The following is a 23,206-nucleotide window of genomic DNA, read 5'->3' as shown; positions in this document are numbered from 1 at the left end:
GGATTGAAGGGGACTTGAACGTTGTGCCGTGCGGCCCCCTCATCTGCCGGCAGGCAGATGAGGGGGTGAGCGACGACAGGAGCGAATGCGCTGAGCGCAAGCGAAGGGCAATCACCCCTCCGAAAAAGCCGCTATCCACCCTCAAACCGGCCCCGAGAACGTGTCGCAAGCCGACAGCTGTCCGCTGTCGAAGCCGCGTTTGAACCATCTAACCCGCTGTTGCGAGGTGCCGTGGTTGAAACTCTCGGGCACGACGTAGCCCTGCGAGCGTTTCTGCAGCGTGTCGTCGCCGATCTGCTGGGCAGCGTTCAACGCTTCCTCCAGGTCACCGGACTCCAGCAGGCCCTTCTGCTGGGTATATTTGCCCCAGATCCCGGCAAAACAATCGGCCTGCAGCTCGACGCGCACCGACATCTTGTTGGCCTCCTCCTCGCTCATCCGCTGGCGGGCCTGGTTGAACTTCGGCAGGATGCCGAGCAGGTTCTGCACGTGATGGCCGACCTCGTGGGCGACGACATAAGCCTCGGCGAAATCGCCCGACGCGCCGAAACGGTCGGAGAGCTCCTGGAAAAAATCCGTATCGAGGTAGAGCTTGTGGTCGCCGGGGCAGTAGAACGGCCCGGTTGCCGCGGATGCGGAGCCGCAGGCCGATGCCGTCGAGCCCGAAAACAGCACGAGGCGCGGCTCCTCGTACGTCTGGCCTTGCGCCTGGAAAATGCCCGTCCAGGTATCCTCGGTTTCGGCAAGAACGGTACGCATGAAGGCGGTCATCTCGTCATTGGCCGGCGGGCGTGTTCCTTGAGACTGGCTCTGCTCGTAACCGGGACCACTCGTCGTGCCGCCGTTATCGAGCACCTGCATCAGGTCGATGCCCATTGCCTTGAAGATAAAATAGATAACGACGAGGAAGATGATCGTGCCGATGCTCAGACCGCCGCCGGCACGGCGAACGCCGCCGCCGGAAGGAAAGTTGAACCCACCGCCGCGGCCGAAACCGCCGCTGCTCGGATCGCCGCGGCGATCTTCGATGTTGTCGGACTGACGCCGGCCTCTCCATTCCATCTTCGTTCTCCCCGGCAATGCCCGTGCTTGCGCTCAAGGAATCTATATATCCGTCGACGGCCGGAATTCCAGCGACATCATCGGGGGTTGGTGGTCGCGCCGGACGAATTAGTCTTTCGAGACGTGTTGGATTCCTGTCGATTCCGCGATTTATGGGGTTCCGTTTGCAAATACATTTGCCTATAAGCCGCTTCTAGCCTGAAAAGACCCAGCACGCGCGACCCGACCCGGTGATTTCCCCACCCTGGCCGGCTTTCTGCGCAGCCAGAAAACGGAAGCACTCATGCCGAAGCGCCAAGACATAAAATCGATCCTCATCATCGGCGCGGGACCGATCGTCATCGGCCAGGCTTGCGAGTTCGATTATTCCGGTACCCAGGCGTGCAAGGCGCTGAAGGAGGAAGGCTACCGCGTCATTCTCGTCAACTCCAACCCGGCGACGATCATGACCGATCCGGGCCTTGCCGATGCCACCTATGTCGAGCCGATCACCCCCGAAGTTGTCGCCAAGATCATTGCCAAGGAACGCCCGGATGCGCTGCTGCCGACCATGGGCGGTCAGACGGCGCTGAACACCGCGCTTTCGCTGAAGCGCATGGGCGTGCTCGACCGCTACAATGTCGAGATGATCGGCGCCAAGCCCGCCGCCATCGACATGGCCGAGGACCGCGCCCTGTTTCGCGAGGCGATGGCCCGTATCGGGCTGGAAACGCCGCGCTCGATGCTGGCGAACGCCACCGATATCAAGGATCTCGACCGCAAGACGCATGAGGCAGAGCGCAACAAGGTCAAGGAGAGCCTGTCTGGCGCCGAACTCGATGTCGCGCTCGACGCACTCGAAAACCAGTGGAACCTCGGCGAGACCGACCGCAAGCAGCGTTACATCAGCCACGCCATGGCGATCGCCGCGCAAGCGATCGACGTCGTCGGCCTGCCGGCGATTATCCGCCCGTCCTTCACCATGGGCGGTACCGGCGGCGGCATTGCCTATAACCGTTCCGAATTCTTCGAGATCGTCGGCGGCGGCCTCGATGCCTCGCCGACCACCGAAGTGCTGATCGAAGAATCGGTGCTTGGCTGGAAGGAATACGAGATGGAAGTCGTCCGCGACAAGGCGGACAACTGCATCATCATCTGCTCGATCGAGAACATCGATCCGATGGGCGTCCACACCGGCGATTCGATCACCGTCGCGCCGGCGCTGACCTTGACCGACAAAGAATACCAGATGATGCGCAACGCTTCGATCGCGGTTCTGCGCGAGATCGGCGTCGAAACCGGCGGCTCGAATGTTCAGTTCGCCGTCAATCCCAAGGATGGCCGCCTCGTCGTCATCGAAATGAACCCGCGTGTCTCGCGCTCGTCGGCGCTGGCCTCCAAAGCCACCGGTTTCCCGATCGCCAAGGTCGCCGCCAAGCTTGCAATCGGTTATACCCTCGACGAATTGGACAACGACATCACCGGCGGCGCAACGCCTGCCTCCTTCGAACCGTCGATCGACTATGTCGTCACCAAGATCCCCCGTTTCGCCTTCGAGAAATTCCCCGGCGCCTCGCCGGTGCTGACGACAGCGATGAAATCGGTCGGCGAAGTCATGGCGATCGGCCGCACCTTCGCAGAATCGCTGCAGAAGGCGCTGCGCGGCCTCGAAACCGGCCTGACCGGCCTCGACGAGATCGAAATCCCCGACTCCGAAGAAGGCGAATCCAGCCATAACGCCATACGCGCCGCCATCGGCACGCCGACGCCGGATCGTCTGCGCATGGTCGCTCAGGCGCTGCGCATGGGCCTCAGCATCGAAGAGGTGCATGAGGGCTGCAAGATCGATCCCTGGTTCATCGCTGAGCTCAAGAACATCATCGACACCGAAGCCCGCATCCGCGAGCACGGCCTGCCTGAAGATGCCGCCAACCTGCGCATGCTGAAGGCGATGGGCTTTTCCGACGCCCGTCTGGCGACGCTGACCGGCAAGCGCCCGAAGCAGGTCGCCGAATTCCGCAACAGCCTGAACGTTCGCCCGGTCTTCAAGCGCATCGATACCTGTGCGGCCGAATTCGCCTCGCCGACCGCTTATATGTATTCGACCTACGAGACACCCTTCGTCGGCGCCGCCCGCTCCGAGGCTGACGTGTCCGATCGCAAGAAGGTCGTCATCCTCGGCGGCGGCCCGAACCGCATCGGCCAGGGCATCGAGTTCGACTATTGCTGCTGCCATGCCGCCTTCGCGCTGAAGGATGCGGGTTATGAAGCGATCATGATCAACTGCAACCCGGAAACCGTCTCGACCGACTACGACACCTCGGACCGCCTCTATTTCGAGCCGCTGACGGCCGAAGACGTGATCGAAATCCTGCGGGCCGAGCAGGAAAAGGGCGAAGTCGTCGGCGTCATCGTCCAGTTCGGTGGCCAGACGCCGCTGAAGCTGGCCGAGGCGCTCGAAAAGAACGGCATCCCGATCCTCGGCACCGCGCCTGATATGATAGATCTTGCCGAGGACCGCGACCGCTTCCAGAAGCTTCTGATGAAGCTCGATCTCAACCAGCCGAACAACGGTATCGCTTATTCGGTCGAGCAGGCCCGCCTGGTCGCCGCCGAAATCGGCTTCCCGCTGGTCGTGCGCCCGTCCTACGTGCTCGGCGGCCGCGCCATGCAGATCCTGCATTCGGAAGGCCAGCTGCAGACCTACCTGCTCGACACGGTTCCGGAACTGGTGCCCGAGGATATCAAACAGCGCTATCCCAACGACAAGACCGGCCAGATCAACACCCTGCTCGGCAAGAACCCGCTGCTCTTCGACAGCTATCTCTCTCATGCCATCGAAGTCGACGTCGACTGCCTCTCCGACGGCACCGACGTCTATGTCGCCGGAATCATGGAGCATATCGAGGAAGCCGGCATCCATTCTGGCGACAGCGCCTGCTCGCTGCCACCGCGCACGCTCTCCCCCGAAATGCTCGATGAGTTGGAACGCCAGGCGAAGGCTATGGCGAAGGCGCTCAATGTCGGCGGTCTGATGAACGTCCAATTCGCCATCAAGGACGGCATCGTCTACGTTCTCGAAGTCAATCCGCGCGCCTCGCGCACCGTGCCCTTCGTCGCCAAGACCATCGGCGCGCCGATCGCCAAGATCGCCGCCCGCGTCATGGCCGGCGAAAAACTCGACGCGACCTTTGCCGCCTACGGCGAAAAGCCCGATCCGCGCAAACTCACCCACATCGCAGTCAAGGAAGCCGTCTTCCCCTTCGCCCGTTTCCCCGGCGTCGATACGCTGCTCGGCCCGGAAATGCGCTCGACCGGCGAGGTCATCGGCCTCGACACCGATTTCGCCCTGGCCTTCGCCAAATCGCAGCTCGGCGCCAGCGTCGAGCTACCGCGTGACGGGACGGTCTTCGTCTCCGTGCGCGACGAGGACAAGCCGCGCGTGCTGTCGGCGATCCGCATCCTCGTCGAACAGGGCTTCAAGGTGCTGGCGACCGGCGGCACCGCCCGTTTCCTCGCCGAAAACGGCATCACTTCCACCAAGATCAACAAGGTGCTGGAAGGCCGTCCGCACATCGAGGACGCCATCCGCAACCGTCAGGTCCAGCTGGTCATCAACACCACCGACGGCAACAAGGCGATCTCCGACTCCAAGTCGCTGCGCCGCGCGACGCTGATGCAGAAGGTGCCTTATTACACCACCATGGCAGGCGCCGAGGCCGCCGCCCAGGCGATCAAGGCGCTGAAGGCCGGCAATCTCGAAGTGCGGCCGCTTCAAAGCTACTTCGCCTGAGAATAATGCATGTCGCCCGGAAGTCTGCAGCGGTTCCGGGACAACGACATGCATCAAAACAAAGAGCTAAAGCGCGTCGCATGAATCAAATTTGATGCGACGCGCTTTGGAGCAATTCCAGCAAAAGCGTGCCGCGGTTCTGCGTCCGGAATTGCGTAGGAACAAAGAGACAGCGCCATCGCTCGACGAGGGGTGGCGTCACCTCAAGCGGAATCAATTTATGTGGCGGCTGTCATAAGCCGCTGAATTTTCACCATGTCCTCGCGAAACCGCGCCAGCTCCTCCGCCTTCAGCCGCTCGTCGGGGATACGCAGCAGATAGGATGGATGCACCGTCACAAAGAGCGTGCGTCCGCCCTCGATCGCCATTGCTTTTCCCCTGACATCCTGCAGGCGCTGCTTGACATCGCTCAGCGCCGCGAGCGCCGTTGCCCCCATGGCAACGATGAGCTTCGGCTTGACCAGCCCCATCTCCAGATTGAGCCACCAGCGGCAATGCTTCACCTCGCCCATATTGGGCTTCTGGTGGATGCGGCGCTTGCCGCGCGGCTCATATTTGAAATGCTTGACGGCATTGGTAACGTAGAGCGTCGAGCGGTCGATACCCGCCTCGGCGATCACCTGGTCGAGGAGCCGGCCGGCCGGCCCGACGAAGGGGCGTCCCGCTATATCCTCCTGATCTCCAGGCTGCTCGCCGACGAACATCACCTCTGCATCGCGCGGTCCCTCCCCGAAGACGGTCTGCGTCGCCTTGGCATGAAGCGGGCAGCGGGTGCAGACGTCTGCTTCCGCTCGCAGCGCTTCCAGCGTGCCCGGGGCCGCCGCGGGTTCGGCAGGGATATTGCGCGCTGCGTCCTGCAGGCGGTCGTGAAAGGGCAGCGATTGCGTCGCCTCGCGCGCGGCCATAGCCCGCACCTTGCTCTCCGCCGAAGCAATCAGCCCGGGGATGAGGTCTGCCTCCGGCAGGTTCTTCCAGTATTTTTTCGGCATTTCGGCCTGCATCGCCTTCAGCTTCAATCGCGCCGGGTTGAAGATGCTGGCATAGTAGGTGCGCCACAGTTCATCGGTGGCATCGGTGAGATTGGGCTTCCCGCATGGCGCATCGCTCATCGTCAGTCGCTCGCCGTCCCAGGCGGCCGACCCCTTGGGCGTGGCGATCAGCCAATCCATGTCGGTGAAACGGCGCTGGAAGAAGGGCGCCGTGCGCCTGACGATATGGTGATCCGGTTCAAACCAGGCCAGGAATTTTCGACGACCCGCCGTTACCGAACCAACCTCCTTGAAGCGGACGAAGGCGGTCATCTTGTGGGCGTCGCGCCGAACGTTTTTCGCCATCAGCCGGGCCCGCGCGACGTCCTCGTCGGAGGCCATTTCCAGCAGCTGCCGATCCAGTTGCAGCCGCCAGAGCAGGCGGTAAAGCAGCGAGAACCGTGCCCGATCGCAATGGCAGAGAACCGTTTCCGCCAGCTCGATGAAGGCCGGCGGCACCGTCATCGGCTTGCGTGTTATCGCCGGCGTCGGCGGCATGGCGTCGCGTTGAAATGCAAGATCCGGCTCCGCGGCTTTTTCGCGCCAATCGATTTCATCAGGCGATATGCCGGCGGCCGCAAAAGCGCGCGCGGCATCGCGCCACTCGGCAAGCTCGCCCCGCCCTGCAAGCACGACCCGGCGCATCATAGCAACGACAATTGTTCAGGTTTCGGCTCGAACATGGCGCGAAGGTCCGGCCGGTCGATCAGCCGGCGCGGCGACCAGCCTTCCGCCGAGATGAAGGATTGAACCTTCTTGATCGAAACGCCGAGCCGCGAGAGATCGTCGAGCCGCAGGCGGCGAAACCGGCGCGCCGAAACGATTGCTTTGACGGTCTTGGTCCCGAGACCCGGCACACGCAGCAACCGCTCGCGCTCGGCCCTGTTGATATCGACGGGGAAATCGGCGCGGTTGGCGAGCGCCCAGACAAGCTTGGGGTCGAGGTTAAGATCGAGCATGCCGCCCGCCTGGTTGGCGGTGATCTCATCGATGCCGAAACCGTAGAAGCGATAGAGCCAGTCGGCCTGATAGAGCCGGTGTTCGCGCATCAGCGGCGGTTTGATCAGCGGCAGGTTTTTCGACGAATCCGGGATCGGGCTGAAGGCGGAGTAATAGACGCGCTTCAGGCCGTAGCTGCTGTAAAGCCGGCCGCTGGTCGCCAGGATCGTCGCATCGTTCGCTCCGTCAGCGCCAACGATCATCTGCGTGCTCTGGCCGGCCGGCACGAAGCGCTGACGCTTCTTTGTTCGCAGCGTCGGTTCGCCGGCCGCCTCGATCTTCAGCCTCAGATCGCCCATCGATCGGCGGATATTGGCGGGCTTCTTTTCCGGCGCGAAACGGCTGATGCCGTTATCCGTCGGCAACTCGATATTCAGCGACAGCCGATCGGCATAGAGCCCCGCCTCCTCGATCAAACGCGGCGATGCTTCGGGGATCGACTTCAAATGGATATAGCCGCGAAAATTATGCGTCACGCGCAGTTCGCGGACGATGCGGACCATCTCTTCCATCGTGTAGTCGGAGGAACGAATGATGCCCGAGGAAAGGAACAGGCCTTCGATATAGTTGCGCCGGTAGAATTCCAGCGTCAGCCAGACGACCTCCTCGGGCGTGAAGCGCGCCCGTTCGACATTGCTCGACGAGCGATTGATGCAATACGCGCAGTCGTAGATGCAAAAATTGGTCAGCAATATTTTCAGAAGCGAAATGCATCGCCCATCCGGGGCATAGGCATGACAGATGCCGGATCCCTCGGTCGAGCCGAGCCCGCCGCTTGCCGCCGAATCGCGCCTCACCGTACCACTGGACGCACAGGAAGCATCATATTTGGCGGCGTCGGAAAGGATAGCCAAGCGTTCTGTTAGCGACTTCTTCATTAGTATGTTCACTATATGTTCTAAAGCGCGAAGTCAATCGCGGCGGCCCGGGCTTTTGCCGGTTTTTGCGACGGACGACCCGCCATCCCCGCAGCTAGCATTTCGTTGATGCGAATTTTCTGGAAATCGGGCTTGGCGATCTGCTATAAGCACTTAACTAGGATTGTGGCACGGTTCCGAAGCTCCCCTTCGGGACCTGTTTTCTTTTGTGTTCACGCCTAACCGCGTGGGTACAAGGAGTGAAGGACAGAAAAATGGTTGAAAAGGTACCAATGACACCGGGTGGTTTCGTCAAGCTGCAGGAAGAACTGCGCTGGCGTCAGCAGGCGGAGCGCCCCCGAATCATCGAGGCGATCGCCGAAGCCCGTGCCCATGGCGACCTTTCCGAAAACGCCGAATATCACGCCGCCAAGGAAGCTCAGAGCCACAATGAAGGCCGCATCAGCGAGCTGGAAGACCTGACGGCGCGCGCCGAAGTCATCGACCTGACGAAGATGTCGGGCGACAAGATCAAGTTCGGCGCCAAGGTGAAGCTCGTCGACGAGGACACCGAGGAAGAAAAGACCTACCAGATCGTTGGTGATCAGGAAGCCGATGTCAAAGCCGGCCGCATCTCCATCTCCTCCCCGATTGCCCGTGCGCTGATCGGCAAAGAAGTCGGCGATTCCATCGAGGTCAATGCGCCGGGCGGCGCCAAGGCCTACGAAATCCTCCAGGTTTCCTGGGGCTGATTGCCCGCCAGATACGAGACCCCTCCCTTGCCGGACATTCGTGACGTCGAGATCATCGCGCCCAATTTCAAGCGACGGCTCTCCGGCGTCACTTCGACCATCGTCCAGCTCATTCCCTGCCAGATCCGGCTCGGCGTCAGAATCGCAACGCTCGGCCCCGGCCTGCCGGACGGCCTGCCGAGGCTGAGATGGTCGCAGCTCCTCAGCCTTTGGCGCCAGCCGGCGCGCCGACGCCGGCGCGTCTGGCACGCCCGCCGCAACAACGAGATGGCCGTCGGCATCCTGCTTCGCCATCTCCTGCGCATGCCGCTGAAGCTGCTTTTCACCTCGGCCGCCCAACGCCGCCATACCGCCTATACGAAATGCCTGATCCGCCGCATGGACGCTGTGATTGCAACCAGCGACCGTTCTGGCTCGTTCCTCGAGGTGCCCCACACCGTCATCCAGCACGGCGTCGACCTTGCCCTGTTCCATCCGCCGGAAACGGCCGACGACGGCATCGCCGCTTCTGGTCTGCCCGGCCGTTATCTCATCGGCTGCTTCGGCCGCGTGCGCCATCAGAAGGGCACCGATCTTTTCGTCCAGGCGATGATCGAACTCTTGCCGCAGCATCCCGAGTGGACGGCGGTCGTCTCCGGCCGGGTAACAGCGGAGCACACGGCCTTCGGCGACAAGCTCAAGGCCGATGTCGCCGCCGCCGGGCTGAGCGACCGTATCCTTTTTCTCGGCGAGGTGCCTGATATCAAGGTCTGGTATCGCCGTCTGACGCTTTACGTCGCCCCCTCTAGAAACGAGGGCTTCGGCCTGACGCCGCTCGAAGCCATGGCCTCGCGTACTGCGGTGGTGGCATCGGACGCAGGCGCCTATGCCGAACTCGTCGTCACGGGCGAGACCGGTGCGGTCGTCGCCGCCGGCGATGGCGAGGCGCTGACCCGGGCCATCGCCCCCTATATCGCAGCTCCCGGTCTGGCGATTGCCCACGGCGAGAATGCACTACGGCATGTCAGGGCGAATTTTGCGCTGGAGAAGGAAGCAAGTGCGATCGGCGCCGTATACGATCGCCTTCTCGGCGACAATAGCGGCTGATGCAGAAAGAGAAACGGCCCGTCGGATGACGGGCCGTCGCAAGGACTCCAAGGATAAGGCTGGCTTGGTTATTCCGCCGGCTGAAGCCCGGCAGCCGAAATATCCTCATCGGTCTGGCCGCCCAACGCTCTGGCAAGCTGCGCGGTATCCAGCTCGTTTTCCCAACGCGCCACGACGATCGTCGCCACCGCATTGCCGACGAGGTTGGTCAGCGCCCGGCATTCCGACATGAAGCGGTCGATGCCGAGGATGAGCGCCATGCCGGCAACCGGCACGGAGGGAACGACGGAAAGTGTGGCGGCAAGCGTGATGAAGCCCGCGCCGGTGATGCCCGCCGCACCCTTGGAGCTCAGCATCGCTACCAGCAGCAGCAGGATCTGGTCACCCCAGGAGAGATTGATGCCGGTTGCCTGGGCAATGAACAGGGCCGCCAGCGTCATGTAGATGTTGGTGCCATCGAGATTGAAGGAATAGCCGGTCGGGATCACAAGGCCGACGACCGAGCGCTTGCAGCCGGCCTTTTCCATCTTGTTCATCAGCCCCGGAAGCGCGGCTTCCGAAGACGAGGTACCGAGAACGAGCAGCAGCTCTTCCTTGATGTAGCGCAGCAGCGCCAGGATCGAGAAGCCGTTATAGCGGGCGACGGCGCCCAGAACGACGAGAACGAAGAGCAGCGAGGTGAGGTAGAAGGTGCCGATCAGCATGGCGAGGTTGGCGATCGATCCGATGCCATACTTGCCGATGGTGAAGGCCATCGCGCCGAAAGCGCCGATCGGGGCGGCCTTCATGAGGATGGCAACGAGCTTGAAGACCGGAGCCGTCAAGGAATTGAGGAAATTGACGACCTGCTCGCCCTTTTCGCCGACCATGGCCAGCGCGATGCCGAAGAGCACCGAGAAGAACAGCACCTGCAGAATGTCACCGTCGGCAAAAGCGCCGACGATCGTCGTCGGAATGATGTTGGTCAGAAAGCCGACGATGCTCTGCTCATGCGCCTTCGAGGCAAAGGTGGCGACGGCGGCGGGATCCAGCGAAGCCGGATCGATGTTCATGCCGGCGCCGGGCTGGACGACATTGGCGACGATCATGCCGATGACCAGCGCCAACGTCGAGAAAGTCAGGAAGTACAACATCGCCTTGCCGGCAACGCGGCCGACCTTCTTCAGGTCGCTCATCCCGGCAATGCCGGTCGCTACCGTCAGGAAGATGACCGGGGCGATGATCATCTTGACAAGCTTGATGAAGGCATCGCCGAGCGGCTTCAGCTGGGTGCCGAGTTCGGGGTAGAAATGGCCGAGAACGATACCCGCGGCAATGGCCGCAAGAACCTGAACGTAAAGGTGGGTATAGAAGGGTTTTTTGCCCTTGCTGTCTGCAACTGCATCGAATGGTGCTGCGATCATGATATCCTCCTATGGCTCGTCCGGAACGAACTCCGGCCTCCCGAGCCTTCGCTTCAATCCAACAGCTCAGCCGTTGTTGCCCTCTACTTCGCAATCACCGTGCCAGTTTCGCCAAAAATTCAAATATATGATATTATTGGAGAAAAACTGACGGCACCACAAAAGACTAATTAAGCGATGCGGAAATCCGCACAAATCCATTTGCGTCTCGTGCAGAAAGATGCACAAATCCTCCATGTCTTTGTCCCTGTCGCCACCGTGGTCGTCGCTGCCCCTGCAGCATCGCATCCGCCGGATGTGGTGGGCTTACGCGGTGATCGCGCTTCTTGCCGTCCTCGCAAGCCTGTGGGCAGCCGGCGAGATTGGACGGCACCAGGCCGGAGCTACGCTCGAAGAACAGGCCCGCATGGATGCGAGGCTGAATGCGGCTTTGCTGCGCACGGTTCTTGAAAAATACCGCGCCCTGCCCTTCGTTCTGTCACAGGACGCCGCGCTCGCCGCAGCGCTGACGGGAAACGATTCCGCCACGTTCGAGCAGCTTAGCCGGAAGCTGGAAATGTTGGCGGCCGGCACCAAGGCTGCCGTCATCTACGTTATCGACAAAGACGGTATAGCGGTGGCGGCCAGCAACTGGCGCGAACCGACGAGCTTCGTTGGCAACGACTATCGCTTCCGGGAATATTTCCAAGGCGCGCTCGCCAAGGGCCAGGCCGAGCACTTCGCGCTCGGCACCGTTAGCAAGAAACCCGGTCTCTATATCTCCGAGCGGATCTCCGACAGCCGCGGCCTTCTCGGCGTCGTCGTGGTCAAGGTGGAATTCGACGACGTCGAGGCGGATTGGAATGCCACGGACGCACCGTCCTACGTGATTGACGATCGCGGCATCGTGCTCATCACCAGTATTCCCTCATGGCGGTTCATGACGATCGGCCGGATCACCGAGGACCGGCTGACGGCGATCCGCGAAAGCCTGCAATTTGGCGATGCGCCGCTTCAGCCGCTGCCTCTCGACAAGGTTCGAAACCTCGGCGACAGGCTCGACGTCGTCGAAATCGTCATGCCGGGCGGCGCCGGAAAAACCAGCTTTCTCGATGTCGGAATGCCGGTCCCTGCCACCGCATGGCATTTGCAACACCTCGTCGCGCTGGCGCCGTCCATCGATGCGGGAGTCCGCCAGGCCCGAATGCTGGCATTGCTCATCCTTTTGCCGCTGCTTTCCGGCGCAGCCTTTCTGTTGCGCCGCCGCCAGACAGTCACCCTCAGAATTTTCAGAGAGCAGCAGGCACGGGAGGAGCTGGAACGGCGCGTGGCGGAGCGAACGCTGGATCTCAGCCAGGCGCGGGATCGGCTGCAGGCTGAAATCACCGGCCATAAGAGCACCGAGCAGCGGCTGCAAGCCGTGCAGCAGGATCTTGTGCAGGCCAACCGGCTGGCGATCCTCGGTCAGGTGGCAGCCGGCGTCGCCCATGAGATCAACCAGCCGGTGGCAACCATCCGTGCCTATGCGGACAATGCCCGCACCTTCCTCGCTCGCGGCCAGGCCGCACCCGCCGGTGAAAATCTCGAAAGCATCGCGGCGCTGACGGAGCGCATAGGTTCGATCACCGAGGAGCTGAAGAGTTTTGCCCGAAAGGGTCGCGGCAGCGCCGAACCGACCGGGTTGAAGGATGTGATCGAGGGCGCGGTGATGCTGTTGCGCAGCCGGTTTGCCGGCCGCATGGACACGCTCGACATCGACCTTCCGACCGCCGAACTGCAGGTGATGGGAAACCGTATCCGCCTCGAACAGGTGCTGATCAACCTGCTTCAGAACGCGCTGGAGGCAGTGGCGCCGAAAGCCGGTGAGGGTCGCGTCGAGGTCAGGGCATCGCGCGACGGCGACATGGTGACGCTGACGGTCGCCGACAACGGCCCCGGCATTTCGCCTGACATTCGCAAGGGCTTGTTCACGCCCTTCAACACCTCGAAGGAAAGCGGTCTCGGCCTAGGGCTGGTCATCTCCAAGGATATTGTCGGCGACTACGGCGGCCGGATGGAGGTCGAGAGCGATGACAGGGGAAGCCGGTTCATCGTTCATCTGAGGAAGGCTTGAGATCATGGCCACAGTGATGCCCGTTGCGCTGATCGACGACGACAAGGATCTGCGCCGCGCCACCGCCCAGACGCTCGAGCTCGCCGGGTTTTCCGTCTCGGCCTATGAGGGGGCGAAAGCCGCGCTGGCCAACCTGCCGGCGGATTTTGCCGGCCCCATCGTCACCGATATCCGCATGCCGGAGATCGATGGCTTGCAGTTGTTCGCTACGCTTAAAGACATGGACGCCGATCTGCCGGTAATCCTTATGACCGGTCACGGCGATATTCCGATGGCCGTCCAGGCGATCCAGGACGGCGCCTATGATTTCATCGCCAAACCATTCGCGGCCGACCGGCTGGTGCAGAGCGTGCGTCGCGCCAGCGAGAAGCGGCGGCTCGTTCTGGAAAACCGCATGCTGCGCAAGGCTGCCGAGCAAGCACAGGAGACTTCGCCGCTGATCGGCCAGACACCTGTGATGGAAAATCTTAGAAACATTCTCCGGCACATCGCCGATACCGATGTCGACGTGCTTGTTGCCGGCGAGACGGGCAGCGGCAAGGAAGTGGTTGCCCAGATCCTGCATCAATGGAGCTACCGCCGGAAGGGCCATTTCGTGGCACTGAACTGCGGGGCGCTACCCGAAACCGTCATCGAAAGCGAATTGTTCGGCCACGAGGCCGGCGCCTTTACCGGCGCCCAGAAGCGCCGCATGGGCCGCATCGAACATGCAAGCGGCGGCACGCTTTTCCTCGATGAGATCGAGAGCATGCCTGTCGCCACCCAGGTCAAGATGCTGCGGGTGCTGGAGATGCGCGAAATCACGCCGCTCGGCACCAACGAGGTGCGCCCAGTCGATCTGCGCGTCGTGGCGGCTGCCAAAATCGACCTCGGCGATCCCTCTGTGCGGGGGGATTTTCGCGAGGATCTCTATTACAGGCTGAATGTCGTGACGATCTCCATTCCGCCGCTGCGAGAACGTCGCGACGACATTCCGCTGCTGTTTTCCCACTTCGCCGCCCGTGCCGCGGAACGCTTTCGCCGCGATGTCCCGCCGCTTTCACAAGGGATACGACAGCATCTCGCCTCGCATGCATGGCCGGGCAATGTCCGCGAGCTCTCTCATTATGCCGAACGCGTCGTGCTGGGCGTGGAAGGCGGCGCAGCGGCCGCGATCCCCCCGCAGTCGACGGAGACCACGCTGCCCGAACGGCTGGAACGTTACGAGGCGGAGATCATCCGCGACGCACTGTCGGCCAATGATGGCGACGTGCGCCGCACCATTGAAGCGCTGGGCATTCCGAGAAAGACGTTCTACGACAAGCTTCAGCGCCACGGCATTAACCGCGGCGGCTATGCCTCGCGCAAATAAACTGTTTCAGACTTCTACCAGTCCGAGCTTCTTCACCTGCCGGATCGTCAGCATGGTGCGCACGGTATCGACATGCTCGTTGGCCGTCAGCACCTCGATGACGAAATCCTGGAAGCTCGTGAGGTTCTCGGCCACGCAATGCAGCAGGAAATCGCTGTCGCCCGAGACCATCCAGGCCTGGCGCACCAGCGGCCACTCGGTAGTGGCGGCGGCAAAGGCCTTGAGATTGCCTTCCGACTGGTGCTTGAGGCCGACCATGCAAAAAGCGACGAGGTCGAAGCCGAGCCTCGGGCTGTTCAGCATCGCGTGGTAACCCTCGATGATGCCGGCTTCCTCGAGCTTGCGCACCCGGCGCAGGCATGGCGGCGCCGAGATGCCGACGCGATCGGCAAGCTCCACATTGGTCATGCGGCCGTCGGCCTGCAGCTCCCGGAGGATCTTTATGTCGATGACGTCGAGTTCGGCGCGACCCACATCATTGCCTTTCTTTAATTCTCCGCGGGGAGCTTCTATATAAAGCGGCGGAATACGCAAGAATGTTTCACGGCGATGACGGATTCTTGCATATCCGGGCGATTTGCCTTGTTGGTAACGCAAGGCTGCCCTTGAATAAAAGCATTGGACGTTCATAAATGGCCCCTGGATCGCGAAACGGCCGCAATCGCCACTTAGCCGCCGCCATCCTGCCAGTCGAAAGGAAATGACATGCCCGCCCGCCACACCAAGGTGCTCATCATCGGTTCCGGACCCGCAGGCTATACCGCCGCGGTCTATGCCGCGCGCGCCATGCTGAAACCGGTTCTGATCGCCGGTCTCGAACAGGGCGGCCAGTTGATGATCACCACGGATGTCGAGAATTATCCGGGCTTTGCCGATCCGATCCAGGGTCCCTGGCTGATGGAACAGATGCTGCAGCAGGCAAAACATGTCGGCGCCGAAATCGTCAACGATCTCGTCACCGAAGTCGACATGAACCAGCGTCCCTTCGTCGCCCGCACCGACAGCGGCCAGGTCTGGACCGCTGACACGTTGATCATCGCCACCGGCGCCAAGGCCAAGTGGCTCGGCATCGAGAGCGAGCAGCATTTCCAGGGCTTCGGCGTTTCGGCTTGCGCCACCTGCGACGGTTTCTTCTATCGCAACAAGGATGTGATCGTCGTCGGCGGCGGCAATAGCGCCGTCGAGGAGGCGCTCTATCTCTCCAACATTGCCAAGTCGGTGACATTGGTGCACCGCCGTGACTTCTTCCGGGCCGAGAAAATCCTGCAGGAGCGCCTGTTCTCCAAGGACAATATCAAGGTACTGTGGAACACCGAAGTGGCCGAAATCACCGGCACGCCGGCCAAGCCGCCGATGCCGCAATCCGTATCCGGCGCGCGCCTGCGTGACGTCAGGAGCGGCGCGATCACCGAGATGGTAATCGACGGCGTCTTCGTCGCCATCGGCCATGCGCCGGCAACCGAGCTCTTCAAGGACAAACTGAAGCTGAAGGACAATGGCTATCTCTGGACCGCGCCGGATTCGACCGCGACCAGCCTGGAGGGCGTCTATGCCGCCGGCGACGTGACCGACGACACGTTCCGCCAGGCGATCACTGCCGCCGGCCTGGGGTGCATGGCAGCGCTTGAAGCCGAGCGATATCTGACGAGCCACGTGCCCGTCGCCGTGGCCGCGGAGTAAGATCGGCATGAGGGGTGGGGGAATGCCATTGGATTGGGACAAGCTGCGTATTTTTCACGCAGCTGCCGAGGCGGGTTCGTTCACGCATGCGGCGGATAAACTGCATCTGTCCCAATCCGCCATCAGCCGCCAGGTCAGCGCGCTGGAGCAGGATGTCGGCACCAAGCTGTTTCATCGCCATGCGCGCGGGCTGATCCTGACGGAACAGGGCGAACTGCTTTACCGCACCGCCCATGACGTGCTGCTGAAGCTCGAAACCGTGAAGATGCAGCTCACCGAGACGAACGAGACGCCGTCCGGGAAGCTGCGTGTGACGACGACCGTCGGCCTCGGCCAGGGCTGGCTGACCGACAAGATCCAGGAATTCCTGCAGCTCTATCCCGATGTGCAGATCCAGCTGATCCTCGACAACGAGGAAGTGGATGTGAACATGCGCCATGCCGACTGCGCAATCCGCCTGCGCCAGCCGCAGCAATCCGACCTCATCCAGCGCAAGCTCTTCACCGTGCACATGCACGTCTATGCCGCCCCCTCCTACATCAATCGCCATGGCGAGCCGCAGAAGATCGAGGATCTCGACAATCACCGCATCATCACTTTCGGCGAGCCGGCACCGAGTTACCTGCTCGACGTCAACTGGCTGGAGGTCGCCGGCCGCTCGTCAGACAACAAGCGTATCCCGCATCTGCAGATCAACAGCCAGACCTCGATCAAGCGCGCCGCCCTGCTCGGCATCGGCGTCGCCTGCCTGCCTGATTACATCGTTGGCCGCGACCCGGGTCTGATTCAGCTGGCGATCAATGCCGACGTTCCCTCCTTCGACACCTATTTCTGCTATCCCGATGAGATCAAGAACGCCGCCAAGCTGAAAGCTTTTCGCGATTTCATCGTCAGCAAGGCCAGAAATTGGAACTTCTAGAGCATGATGCCGAAAGTGTGCGCGGTTTTCGGTCGACTTCATGCTCACCTTCTTTGATTTGGATCCGGATGATTTTAGGCCGGATCGGCCTTAAATCATCCGGATCTAGCCAGATTTATGGAATGATTTCCATACTATGCGGACAGCGCATAACTGGCATGCACAAATAAGGGTTGCCGTTTGCACATTAAACCACCATATCGCTCATAGCTGATGCACATGGTGGCTTTTCCTCCCAGTACCACCGCATTAGCTGTTCCCCTCTGGAGGTTTTTGACCTTCACAATTACAAGGGCCCTGGTTTTCCGGTGGCCCTCTTTTTTTGCCCAAAATTTGCCCACTCCATAAAACTCGCAGCCTCACGCCTCCGTGATTTGCATATCGACGTCTGACGATCGATATATCGATAGAACACGATTTATAGTTCGGTGAACGACGATGGACAAAGACGAAATCATTAAGGCACTCGCCCATCCCGCCCGGATGGACATTCTGAACTGGCTGAAAAATCCAGAGCAACATTTTCCCTCGCAGGAGCATCCATTTGAAATGGGCGTCTGCGCCAGCCAGTTCGAGCGCTGCGGCCTGTCGCAGTCGACGGTCTCGGCGCATTTGGGAACGCTCCATCGCGCCGGCCTCGTCAGTACCAAACGTGTGGGACAGTGGATCTTCTACAAGCGCAATGAAGAAACCATCGCCGCCTTTCTGAAGCAACTGACGCAGGACCTTTAGAATGCCCCTCGCCCTCCTCGTTCTCGCCTTGAGCTCGTTTGCGATAGGCACCACCGAATTCGTCATCATGGGTCTGTTGCCGGAGGTCGCCGCCGATCTCTCGGTCAGCATCCCGCAGGCCGGATGGCTGGTGACCGGTTATGCGCTGGCGGTCGCGATCGGCGCCCCGGTGATGGCCATTTTGACCGCGAAGCTGAAACGCCGCACCGCCCTGATCGCGCTGATGGCCTTCTTCATCGCCGGCAACCTGCTTTGCGCTCTGGCGAGCGACTACTGGGTGCTGATGATCGCCCGCGTGGTGACCGCGCTTTGCCACGGCGCCTTCTTCGGCATCGGTTCAGTCGTTGCCGCCGGCCTCGTTGCCGAAGACCGCAAGGCCCGTGCCGTCGCACTGATGTTTACCGGCCTGACGCTTGCCAACGTTCTCGGCGTACCGCTCGGCACCGCAATTGGCCAAGCCTATGGCTGGCGCGCCACCTTTGGGGTCGTCACCGTCATCGGCGTCGTCACCATTCTCGGCCTGATCGCCATCCTGCCCAGGGATAAGCAGCAGGAACGCGGCAGTATCCTGCGCGAAATCGCGGCGCTCAAGAACGGCCGCCTGTGGTTGGCGCTTTCCACCACCGTCTTCTTCGCTGCCTCGATGTTCGCCCTCTTCACCTATATCGCTCCGCTGCTGCGCGACGTCACCGGCGTTTCGCCGGAAGGCGTCACCTGGACGCTGTTCCTGATCGGCCTCGGGCTGACTATCGGCAATCTCGTCGGCGGCAAACTGGCAGACTGGCGGCTTGGCGCGACGCTTGCCGGCGTTTTCGCCGCCATCGCCCTCACCTCGATCGTCTTCAGCTATACCAGCCGGTTCTTCATCCCGGCGGAGATCACGCTCTTCCTCTGGGCACTCGCAAGTTTCGCTGCCGTGCCGGCGCTCCAGGTCGGCGTCGTCGGCTTCGGCAAGGACGCCCCGAACCTGGTTTCAACCATTAATATCGGCGCCTTCAACACCGGCAATGCGCTCGGCGCCTGGGTTGGCGGTCTCGTCATCGATGCCGGCTTCGATCTCACCCGCGTTCCGCTCGCCGCAGCCCTGATGGCCCTGATCGGCCTCGGCGCGACGGTGCTCACCTATCTCTCCGCCAGGGGCCGAGCCGCCCTCGCCCCTGCCGAGTGATCCTCCCGCAAAAGAAAGGACCATCATGGCCAAGCTTTTCGAACCCACCAAGGTTGGCGACATCACCGTCAAGAACCGCATCGTCATGGCGCCGCTCACCCGCAACCGCTCGCCGGGCGCCATCCCGAACGACCTCAATGTCGAATATTACCGCCAGCGTGCCACGGCTGGCCTGATCATCACCGAAGCGACCGCGATCACCCATCAGGGCCAAGGTTACGCCAACGTGCCCGGCCTTTACACCAAAGAGGCACTCGACGGCTGGAAGCGCGTAACCGATGCGGTCCATACAGGAGGCGGTAAGATCGTCGTCCAGATGTGGCACGTCGGCCGCATCTCGCACACGACGCTGCAGCCGAACGGCGGCAAGCCGGTCTCCTCGACCGACCGCCTCGCCAAGGCCAAGACCTATCTGGTCAACGGCGACGGCAGCGGCAGCTTTGCCGACACCTCCGAGCCACGCGCGCTGGAAACCGCCGAAATCCCCGGTATCATCGAAGATTACCGCAAGGCCGCTCGTGCGGCGATCGACGCCGGCTTCGACGGCGTCGAGATCCATGGCGCCAACGGCTACCTGCTCGACCAGTTCATCCGTGACGGCGTCAACGACCGTACCGACCAATATGGCGGCTCGATCGAAAACCGCACCCGTCTGACCTTCGAGGTCGTCGATGCCGTAGTGAACGAAGTCGGCGCAGGCCGCACTGCGATCCGCATCTCACCGGTGACGCCGTCGGGTGAAAGCTACGATTCCGATCCGCAGGCGACCTTCACCCATGTCGTCGAAGGTCTGGCAAAATACGACCTCGCCTATATCCATGTGATTGAAGGCCAGACCGGCGGCGATCGCGACTACCGCCAGGGCGACAATCCGTCCTTCGACTATAAGGCGTTGCGCCAGGCTTATGAAACGGCCGGCGGCAAGGCCGACTGGATGGTCAACAACGGCTATGATCGGGAACTAGCGATCGACGCCGTCGGAAGCGGCCGCGCCGATCTCGTCGCCTTCGGCAAGCCCTTCATCGCCAATCCCGATCTGGTCGAACGGCTGGCGAAGAACCTGCCGCTCAACACGCCGGACCAGTCGACCTTCTATGGCGGCACCGCCAAGGGTTATGTCGATTACCCCGTCCTCGAAAAGGTCGCCTGAGCCTTTCCACGCCAACGCGAATCCCGCCGAAAGGCGGGATTTCCATTTCCGACGTGTCTCTGCAGGGTGCCATCATGTTCGCTCCCCATCTTGATCGCTGGTCGCTGATATCAGACGGCGAACCCATCATCACCCATTCGAGCCACCTGCTGCCGGTCCTTTGGCAGGAGAAGCCCGCCATGCTGAAAGTCGCCGCCGATACTGACGAACGATACGGCGCGCTTTTGATGCAATGGTGGGATGGTGATGGTGCAGCCCATGTCTATGCCCAGGAAGGCGACGCCGTGCTTTTGGAAAGGGCGATGGGAAAACGTTCGCTGCTTGCCATGGCGATGAATGGCGAGGACGACGAGGCGAGCCGCATCCTCTGCCGGACGGCGGCACGACTGCATGCGCCGCGCGAAAAACCGCTTCCTGACCCCGTGCCCCTCACCCGCTGGTTCCGCGATCTGGAACCGGCAGCGCAAAAACATGGCGGCACGCTGGCCATCTGCTCGGCGATTGCCGACGCCCTGCTCGCCGACCAGCGCGACCTCACCGTCCTACATGGCGATATTCATCACGAGAACATTCTCGACTTCGAGGCGCGCGGCTGGCTGGCGATCGATCCGAAGCGGCTGCATGGCGAGCGTGGCTTCGATTTCGCCAATATCTTCGCCAATGAGGAACTGCCTGTTATCACCGATCCCGCTCGTTTCCGCCGCCAGCTCGCCGTCGTTTCGGCCGAGGCCCGGCTCGAGTCAAAACGGCTGCTGCGATGGATTGCCGCCTATTCCGGCCTTTCCGCCGCTTGGTTCCTCGGCGACGCAAACACGCGACAGGCGGAGACGGCTCTGACAGTCGCCCGGCTCGCGCTCGCTGAACTAGAGGCTTAACCCGCATTCTCAGGCGAAGGCGCAATCAAACCGGTCGCCGGGTCACGATGCGATTCAGGCAGGCAGCCGAGCGCCAGCAGCGAAGCCCCGACCGCCTCGTCGATCGGCGTCTGCGGCTCCTTGCCGAGTTCCGCAACCAGCTTGCTGTTCCTCATCCGCAACGGCACCGTCCAGAGATAGCGCAGTTTCCTGACCGTGCTCCAGCAGGGTTCGCTTTCAGCCGCTGCCCGCGAACTCGGACTAACGCAACCGACCATTGGCCGCCATATTAATGCACTCGAGGTAGCAATTGGCGCTAAGCTCTTCACCCGATCCCCGAACGGCCTGTTGCCGACCGACGCCGCGCTGGCGCTGAAGCCCTATGCCGAAACTCTGGCGGCAACCACCGCCGCTCTGTCGCGCACCGCATCCGGCCAGCGCGAGCGGGTGGCTGGAACTGTCAGGGTCAGCGCCAGCGAAGTCATCGCCGTCGAAGTATTGCCTGGGATTCTCGGACCGCTGCAGGAGGCCTATCCTGAACTCCAGATCGAGCTCTCGGCTTCCGATATGACCGAGGATCTGGTGAACCGCGGAGCCGATATCGCCGTGCGCATGGCAGAGCCGCAGCAGGGTGCGCTCGTCGTGCGCCGCATTGACGATATCCCGCTCGGCTTCCATGCCCATCGCCGCTATCTCGAACGACACGGCATTCCGCAAACCTTGGCTGACCTCGCAAACCATAGGCTCATCGGCTTCGATCGGCAGACGGCCTATGTCCGTATGGTAATGAAGCGCTACGCGGTTCCCGGCATCAACTTCTCCTACAGGACCGACAGCAATCTCGCCCAGCTTGCCGCAGTCCGCGCCGGCGCCGGCATCGGTCTCTGCCAGATCGGACTTGCGCGGGGAAATTCCGATCTGGTGCACGTGCTGCCGGATGCTTTCGGTCTACCTCTCGGCACGTGGGTGGCGATGCATGAGAGCCTGAAGTCCTCGCCGCGCTGCCGCGCCACCTTCGACGCACTGGTCAAAGGGCTACAGGACTATCACCGATATTCGACCAGCACATAACGTCCAAATCCGGGATCGATTTTCGCAAAGAATCATGCGCAAATTCAACGCGATTGAGCATCTAAAGCATGTCGCGCAAAAGTGTGCAGCGGTTTTGCGCCAACGACATGCGTAGAAACAAAGACCTAAAGCGCGAGGAGTGAATCCGGAAGATCGCGACGCGCTTTAGTACCGGTCCTATCGGACGCGGGCGCTGTAGCGAAAGAAGATGATGACCCACGATCCGGTTGAACTCGTGCCCTACGATCCGCAATGGCCAGAGGCGTTCCGGCGCATCCACGCCAGGTTACTCGCCTTGCTGCCGCAGGCGCTGACCATCGATCACATCGGCAGCACGTCCATATCAGGCATGAGTGCCAAACCGCTGATCGATATCGACATCGTTCTTCCCGGCCTTGGGCACATTGAGCATGCTACCGATGTGCTTCTGGCAAAAGGCTACGAACCGCGCGGCAATCGTTATGACGACGAGGTCTGGGCATTTTTATCAAGAGGCTCCGTGCCGCGGGAGCGCGTCTACCTCTGCCCGATCGGCAATGGCACGCATCGAAACAGGCTGGCTTTCCGGGATAATCTTATCGCGCATCCGCAAGCGGCGACCGCGTATGCCGCGCTCAAACGCAGGCTGGCAGCCGAATTCAGAATGGACGGCGATCACTATACCGCGCACAAACGCGAATTCGTCGACACGATCGTCGCGCGGGCTTTAACGGGCGACGATTAGGCTTCAGATGCCTTGCGAGGCCTCGGCCGAGCGGTCCTTCCACTGGCCGTCCACCACCTCTGTTTCCGGCCGGTCGCCGCCTTCGGCATATTCCTCATGCCACTTGCCGTTCTCGTCCTGCCAACTGATCTCGGCGGAATCGCCGCCGACCTGCTGTTCGGCCGCAACGATACGCGCAGCTTCGACTGCGTCGGCATGGGTCGGGAATGCCTCGGAATAGACGCCTCCGAGCCGGTAGGCCCAACCGCCGTCATGCGGCACGACTTCGTAGACCACCTTGATCATGCATTCGTCTCCTCATCTTCTTGTTGCGCATTCGCACGCTTCCGGACAGGATCCGGATCATCGCGGCCGCTTGACGAGAATTCGAGGACGCCGCGATCTGCTTTCCGGCCCCGATGACAGCAGTATTCCATTAAACGCCGAAGACTGCAAATGGGGCTGGATCGACGCTTGCTTGATATGCGGAATCAGTGACTTAGATAAGACGCATGAATCGGGACAGG

19 protein-coding genes and 1 pseudogene are annotated in these 23,206 nt (G+C 61.6%); 13 read left to right on the top strand and 7 right to left on the bottom strand.

Annotated features, from left to right (window positions below; translation table 11 throughout):
- Positions 1 to 141: 141 nt before the first annotated feature.
- Entirely contained in the window at positions 142 to 1,062 is a 921-nt protein-coding gene (locus tag RCCGE510_RS15200) for a neutral zinc metallopeptidase (RefSeq protein ID WP_007631169.1), read from the bottom strand.
- Between the two features lie 283 nt (positions 1,063 to 1,345).
- Here RCCGE510_RS15200 and carB point away from each other — a divergent pair, with 283 nt between their 5' ends.
- Entirely contained in the window at positions 1,346 to 4,834 is a 3,489-nt protein-coding gene (gene carB, locus RCCGE510_RS15195; RefSeq protein ID WP_007631168.1) for a carbamoyl-phosphate synthase large subunit, read from the top strand.
- 218 nt (positions 4,835 to 5,052) lie between these two features.
- On the opposite strand, the gene RCCGE510_RS15190 is transcribed toward carB, so the two are convergent.
- On the bottom strand, positions 5,053 to 6,507 hold the full coding sequence (locus RCCGE510_RS15190) for a UdgX family uracil-DNA binding protein (RefSeq protein ID WP_037078800.1): 1,455 nt from the start codon (positions 6,505 to 6,507) through the stop codon (positions 5,053 to 5,055).
- Entirely contained in the window at positions 6,507 to 7,739 is a 1,233-nt protein-coding gene (locus RCCGE510_RS15185; protein WP_007631166.1) for a putative DNA modification/repair radical SAM protein, read from the bottom strand. The genes RCCGE510_RS15190 and RCCGE510_RS15185 overlap by 1 nt, the downstream gene beginning before the upstream one ends.
- 254 nt (positions 7,740 to 7,993) lie before the next feature.
- On the opposite strand from RCCGE510_RS15185, the gene greA reads away from it, so the two are divergent.
- The gene (gene greA, locus RCCGE510_RS15180; RefSeq protein WP_007631163.1) at positions 7,994 to 8,470 is read left to right on the top strand and encodes a transcription elongation factor GreA; all 477 of its coding nucleotides are present in this window, start codon (positions 7,994 to 7,996) and stop codon (positions 8,468 to 8,470) included.
- A 27-nt stretch (positions 8,471 to 8,497) separates the two neighbouring features.
- Positions 8,498 to 9,556, top strand: a complete 1,059-nt coding sequence (locus RCCGE510_RS15175; protein ID WP_007631161.1) for a glycosyltransferase family 4 protein — start codon at positions 8,498 to 8,500, stop codon at positions 9,554 to 9,556.
- A gap of 68 nt (positions 9,557 to 9,624) precedes the next feature.
- On the opposite strand, the gene RCCGE510_RS15170 is transcribed toward RCCGE510_RS15175, so the two are convergent.
- The gene (locus RCCGE510_RS15170) at positions 9,625 to 10,959 is read right to left on the bottom strand and encodes a dicarboxylate/amino acid:cation symporter (protein WP_007631158.1); all 1,335 of its coding nucleotides are present in this window, start codon (positions 10,957 to 10,959) and stop codon (positions 9,625 to 9,627) included.
- Positions 10,960 to 11,179: 220 nt separating this feature from the next.
- Between RCCGE510_RS15170 and RCCGE510_RS15165 the strand changes: the two genes are divergently transcribed.
- Together RCCGE510_RS15165 and RCCGE510_RS15160 are read left to right on the top strand one after the other, a co-directional pair.
- Positions 11,180 to 13,051: an ATP-binding protein gene (locus RCCGE510_RS15165; RefSeq protein ID WP_037078772.1), complete on the top strand. Its 1,872-nt coding sequence runs from the start codon at positions 11,180 to 11,182 to the stop codon at positions 13,049 to 13,051.
- A 4-nt stretch (positions 13,052 to 13,055) separates the two neighbouring features.
- The gene (locus RCCGE510_RS15160) at positions 13,056 to 14,402 is read left to right on the top strand and encodes a sigma-54 dependent transcriptional regulator (RefSeq protein WP_007631156.1); all 1,347 of its coding nucleotides are present in this window, start codon (positions 13,056 to 13,058) and stop codon (positions 14,400 to 14,402) included.
- Positions 14,403 to 14,408: 6 nt separating this feature from the next.
- Here RCCGE510_RS15160 and RCCGE510_RS15155 read toward each other — a convergent pair whose 3' ends face one another.
- On the bottom strand, positions 14,409 to 14,876 hold the full coding sequence (locus RCCGE510_RS15155; protein ID WP_007631150.1) for an Lrp/AsnC family transcriptional regulator: 468 nt from the start codon (positions 14,874 to 14,876) through the stop codon (positions 14,409 to 14,411).
- A gap of 231 nt (positions 14,877 to 15,107) precedes the next feature.
- Here RCCGE510_RS15155 and trxB point away from each other — a divergent pair, with 231 nt between their 5' ends.
- From trxB to RCCGE510_RS15125, 6 genes are all read left to right on the top strand, one after another.
- Positions 15,108 to 16,082, top strand: a complete 975-nt coding sequence (gene trxB, locus RCCGE510_RS15150) for a thioredoxin-disulfide reductase (protein WP_007631149.1) — start codon at positions 15,108 to 15,110, stop codon at positions 16,080 to 16,082.
- 22 nt (positions 16,083 to 16,104) lie between these two features.
- Entirely contained in the window at positions 16,105 to 17,001 is an 897-nt protein-coding gene (locus tag RCCGE510_RS15145) for a LysR family transcriptional regulator VtlR (protein WP_003593139.1), read from the top strand.
- Between the two features lie 438 nt (positions 17,002 to 17,439).
- Positions 17,440 to 17,733: a metalloregulator ArsR/SmtB family transcription factor gene (locus tag RCCGE510_RS15140; RefSeq protein WP_007631148.1), complete on the top strand. Its 294-nt coding sequence runs from the start codon at positions 17,440 to 17,442 to the stop codon at positions 17,731 to 17,733.
- A 1-nt stretch (position 17,734) separates the two neighbouring features.
- Positions 17,735 to 18,901 carry an MFS transporter gene (locus tag RCCGE510_RS15135; RefSeq protein ID WP_007631147.1) on the top strand — a complete coding sequence of 389 codons (1,167 nt, stop codon included), beginning with the start codon at positions 17,735 to 17,737 and terminating at the stop codon, positions 18,899 to 18,901.
- A 25-nt stretch (positions 18,902 to 18,926) separates the two neighbouring features.
- A complete protein-coding gene (locus tag RCCGE510_RS15130; protein WP_007631146.1) occupies positions 18,927 to 20,051 on the top strand; it encodes an alkene reductase in 1,125 nt (374 codons plus the stop codon).
- A gap of 74 nt (positions 20,052 to 20,125) precedes the next feature.
- On the top strand, positions 20,126 to 20,926 hold the full coding sequence (locus RCCGE510_RS15125) for an aminoglycoside phosphotransferase family protein (RefSeq protein ID WP_007631145.1): 801 nt from the start codon (positions 20,126 to 20,128) through the stop codon (positions 20,924 to 20,926).
- On the opposite strand, the pseudogene RCCGE510_RS33450 reads toward RCCGE510_RS15125, so the two are convergent.
- A pseudogene (locus RCCGE510_RS33450) lies at positions 20,923 to 21,120 on the bottom strand (hypothetical protein); the annotation flags it as partial. The gene RCCGE510_RS15125 and the pseudogene RCCGE510_RS33450 sit on opposite strands and share 4 nt — an antisense overlap.
- Here RCCGE510_RS33450 and RCCGE510_RS15120 point away from each other — a divergent pair.
- Both RCCGE510_RS15120 and RCCGE510_RS15115 read left to right on the top strand, forming a co-directional pair.
- On the top strand, positions 21,116 to 21,976 hold the full coding sequence (locus RCCGE510_RS15120; RefSeq protein WP_157179914.1) for a LysR family transcriptional regulator: 861 nt from the start codon (positions 21,116 to 21,118) through the stop codon (positions 21,974 to 21,976). The pseudogene RCCGE510_RS33450 and the gene RCCGE510_RS15120 sit on opposite strands and share 5 nt — an antisense overlap.
- Positions 21,977 to 22,184: 208 nt before the next feature.
- Entirely contained in the window at positions 22,185 to 22,700 is a 516-nt protein-coding gene (locus RCCGE510_RS15115) for a GrpB family protein (RefSeq protein WP_007631140.1), read from the top strand.
- Between the two features lie 3 nt (positions 22,701 to 22,703).
- Here the strand turns inward: RCCGE510_RS15115 and RCCGE510_RS15110 are convergent, their stop codons facing one another.
- Positions 22,704 to 22,985, bottom strand: a complete 282-nt coding sequence (locus RCCGE510_RS15110; RefSeq protein ID WP_007631139.1) for a DUF2188 domain-containing protein — start codon at positions 22,983 to 22,985, stop codon at positions 22,704 to 22,706.
- Positions 22,986 to 23,206 lie beyond the last annotated feature (221 nt).

It is taken from the genome of Rhizobium sp. CCGE 510, from assembly GCF_000292525.1.
Taxonomy (GTDB): Bacteria; Pseudomonadota; Alphaproteobacteria; order Rhizobiales; family Rhizobiaceae; genus Rhizobium.
This window is presented reverse-complemented; position numbering and strand designations above follow the sequence as displayed.

Excerpts from the sequence above, each read along its gene's own strand:
- RCCGE510_RS15200 (WP_007631169.1), bottom strand. The coding sequence starts at position 1,062 with ATGGAATGGAGAGGCCGGCGTCAGTCCGACAACATCGAAGATCGCCGC.
- carB (WP_007631168.1), top strand. The coding sequence starts at position 1,346 with ATGCCGAAGCGCCAAGACATAAAATCGATCCTCATCATCGGCGCGGGA.
- RCCGE510_RS15190 (WP_037078800.1), bottom strand. The coding sequence starts at position 6,507 with ATGCGCCGGGTCGTGCTTGCAGGGCGGGGCGAGCTTGCCGAGTGGCGC.
- RCCGE510_RS15185 (WP_007631166.1), bottom strand. The coding sequence starts at position 7,739 with ATGAAGAAGTCGCTAACAGAACGCTTGGCTATCCTTTCCGACGCCGCC.
- greA (WP_007631163.1), top strand. The coding sequence starts at position 7,994 with ATGGTTGAAAAGGTACCAATGACACCGGGTGGTTTCGTCAAGCTGCAG.
- RCCGE510_RS15170 (WP_007631158.1), bottom strand. The coding sequence starts at position 10,959 with ATGATCGCAGCACCATTCGATGCAGTTGCAGACAGCAAGGGCAAAAAA.
- RCCGE510_RS15165 (WP_037078772.1), top strand. The coding sequence starts at position 11,180 with ATGCACAAATCCTCCATGTCTTTGTCCCTGTCGCCACCGTGGTCGTCG.
- RCCGE510_RS15160 (WP_007631156.1), top strand. The coding sequence starts at position 13,056 with ATGGCCACAGTGATGCCCGTTGCGCTGATCGACGACGACAAGGATCTG.
- trxB (WP_007631149.1), top strand. The coding sequence starts at position 15,108 with ATGCCCGCCCGCCACACCAAGGTGCTCATCATCGGTTCCGGACCCGCA.
- RCCGE510_RS15145 (WP_003593139.1), top strand. The coding sequence starts at position 16,105 with ATGCCATTGGATTGGGACAAGCTGCGTATTTTTCACGCAGCTGCCGAG.
- RCCGE510_RS15140 (WP_007631148.1), top strand. The coding sequence starts at position 17,440 with ATGGACAAAGACGAAATCATTAAGGCACTCGCCCATCCCGCCCGGATG.
- RCCGE510_RS15135 (WP_007631147.1), top strand. The coding sequence starts at position 17,735 with ATGCCCCTCGCCCTCCTCGTTCTCGCCTTGAGCTCGTTTGCGATAGGC.
- RCCGE510_RS15130 (WP_007631146.1), top strand. The coding sequence starts at position 18,927 with ATGGCCAAGCTTTTCGAACCCACCAAGGTTGGCGACATCACCGTCAAG.
- RCCGE510_RS15125 (WP_007631145.1), top strand. The coding sequence starts at position 20,126 with ATGTTCGCTCCCCATCTTGATCGCTGGTCGCTGATATCAGACGGCGAA.
- RCCGE510_RS15115 (WP_007631140.1), top strand. The coding sequence starts at position 22,185 with ATGATGACCCACGATCCGGTTGAACTCGTGCCCTACGATCCGCAATGG.
- RCCGE510_RS15110 (WP_007631139.1), bottom strand. The coding sequence starts at position 22,985 with ATGATCAAGGTGGTCTACGAAGTCGTGCCGCATGACGGCGGTTGGGCC.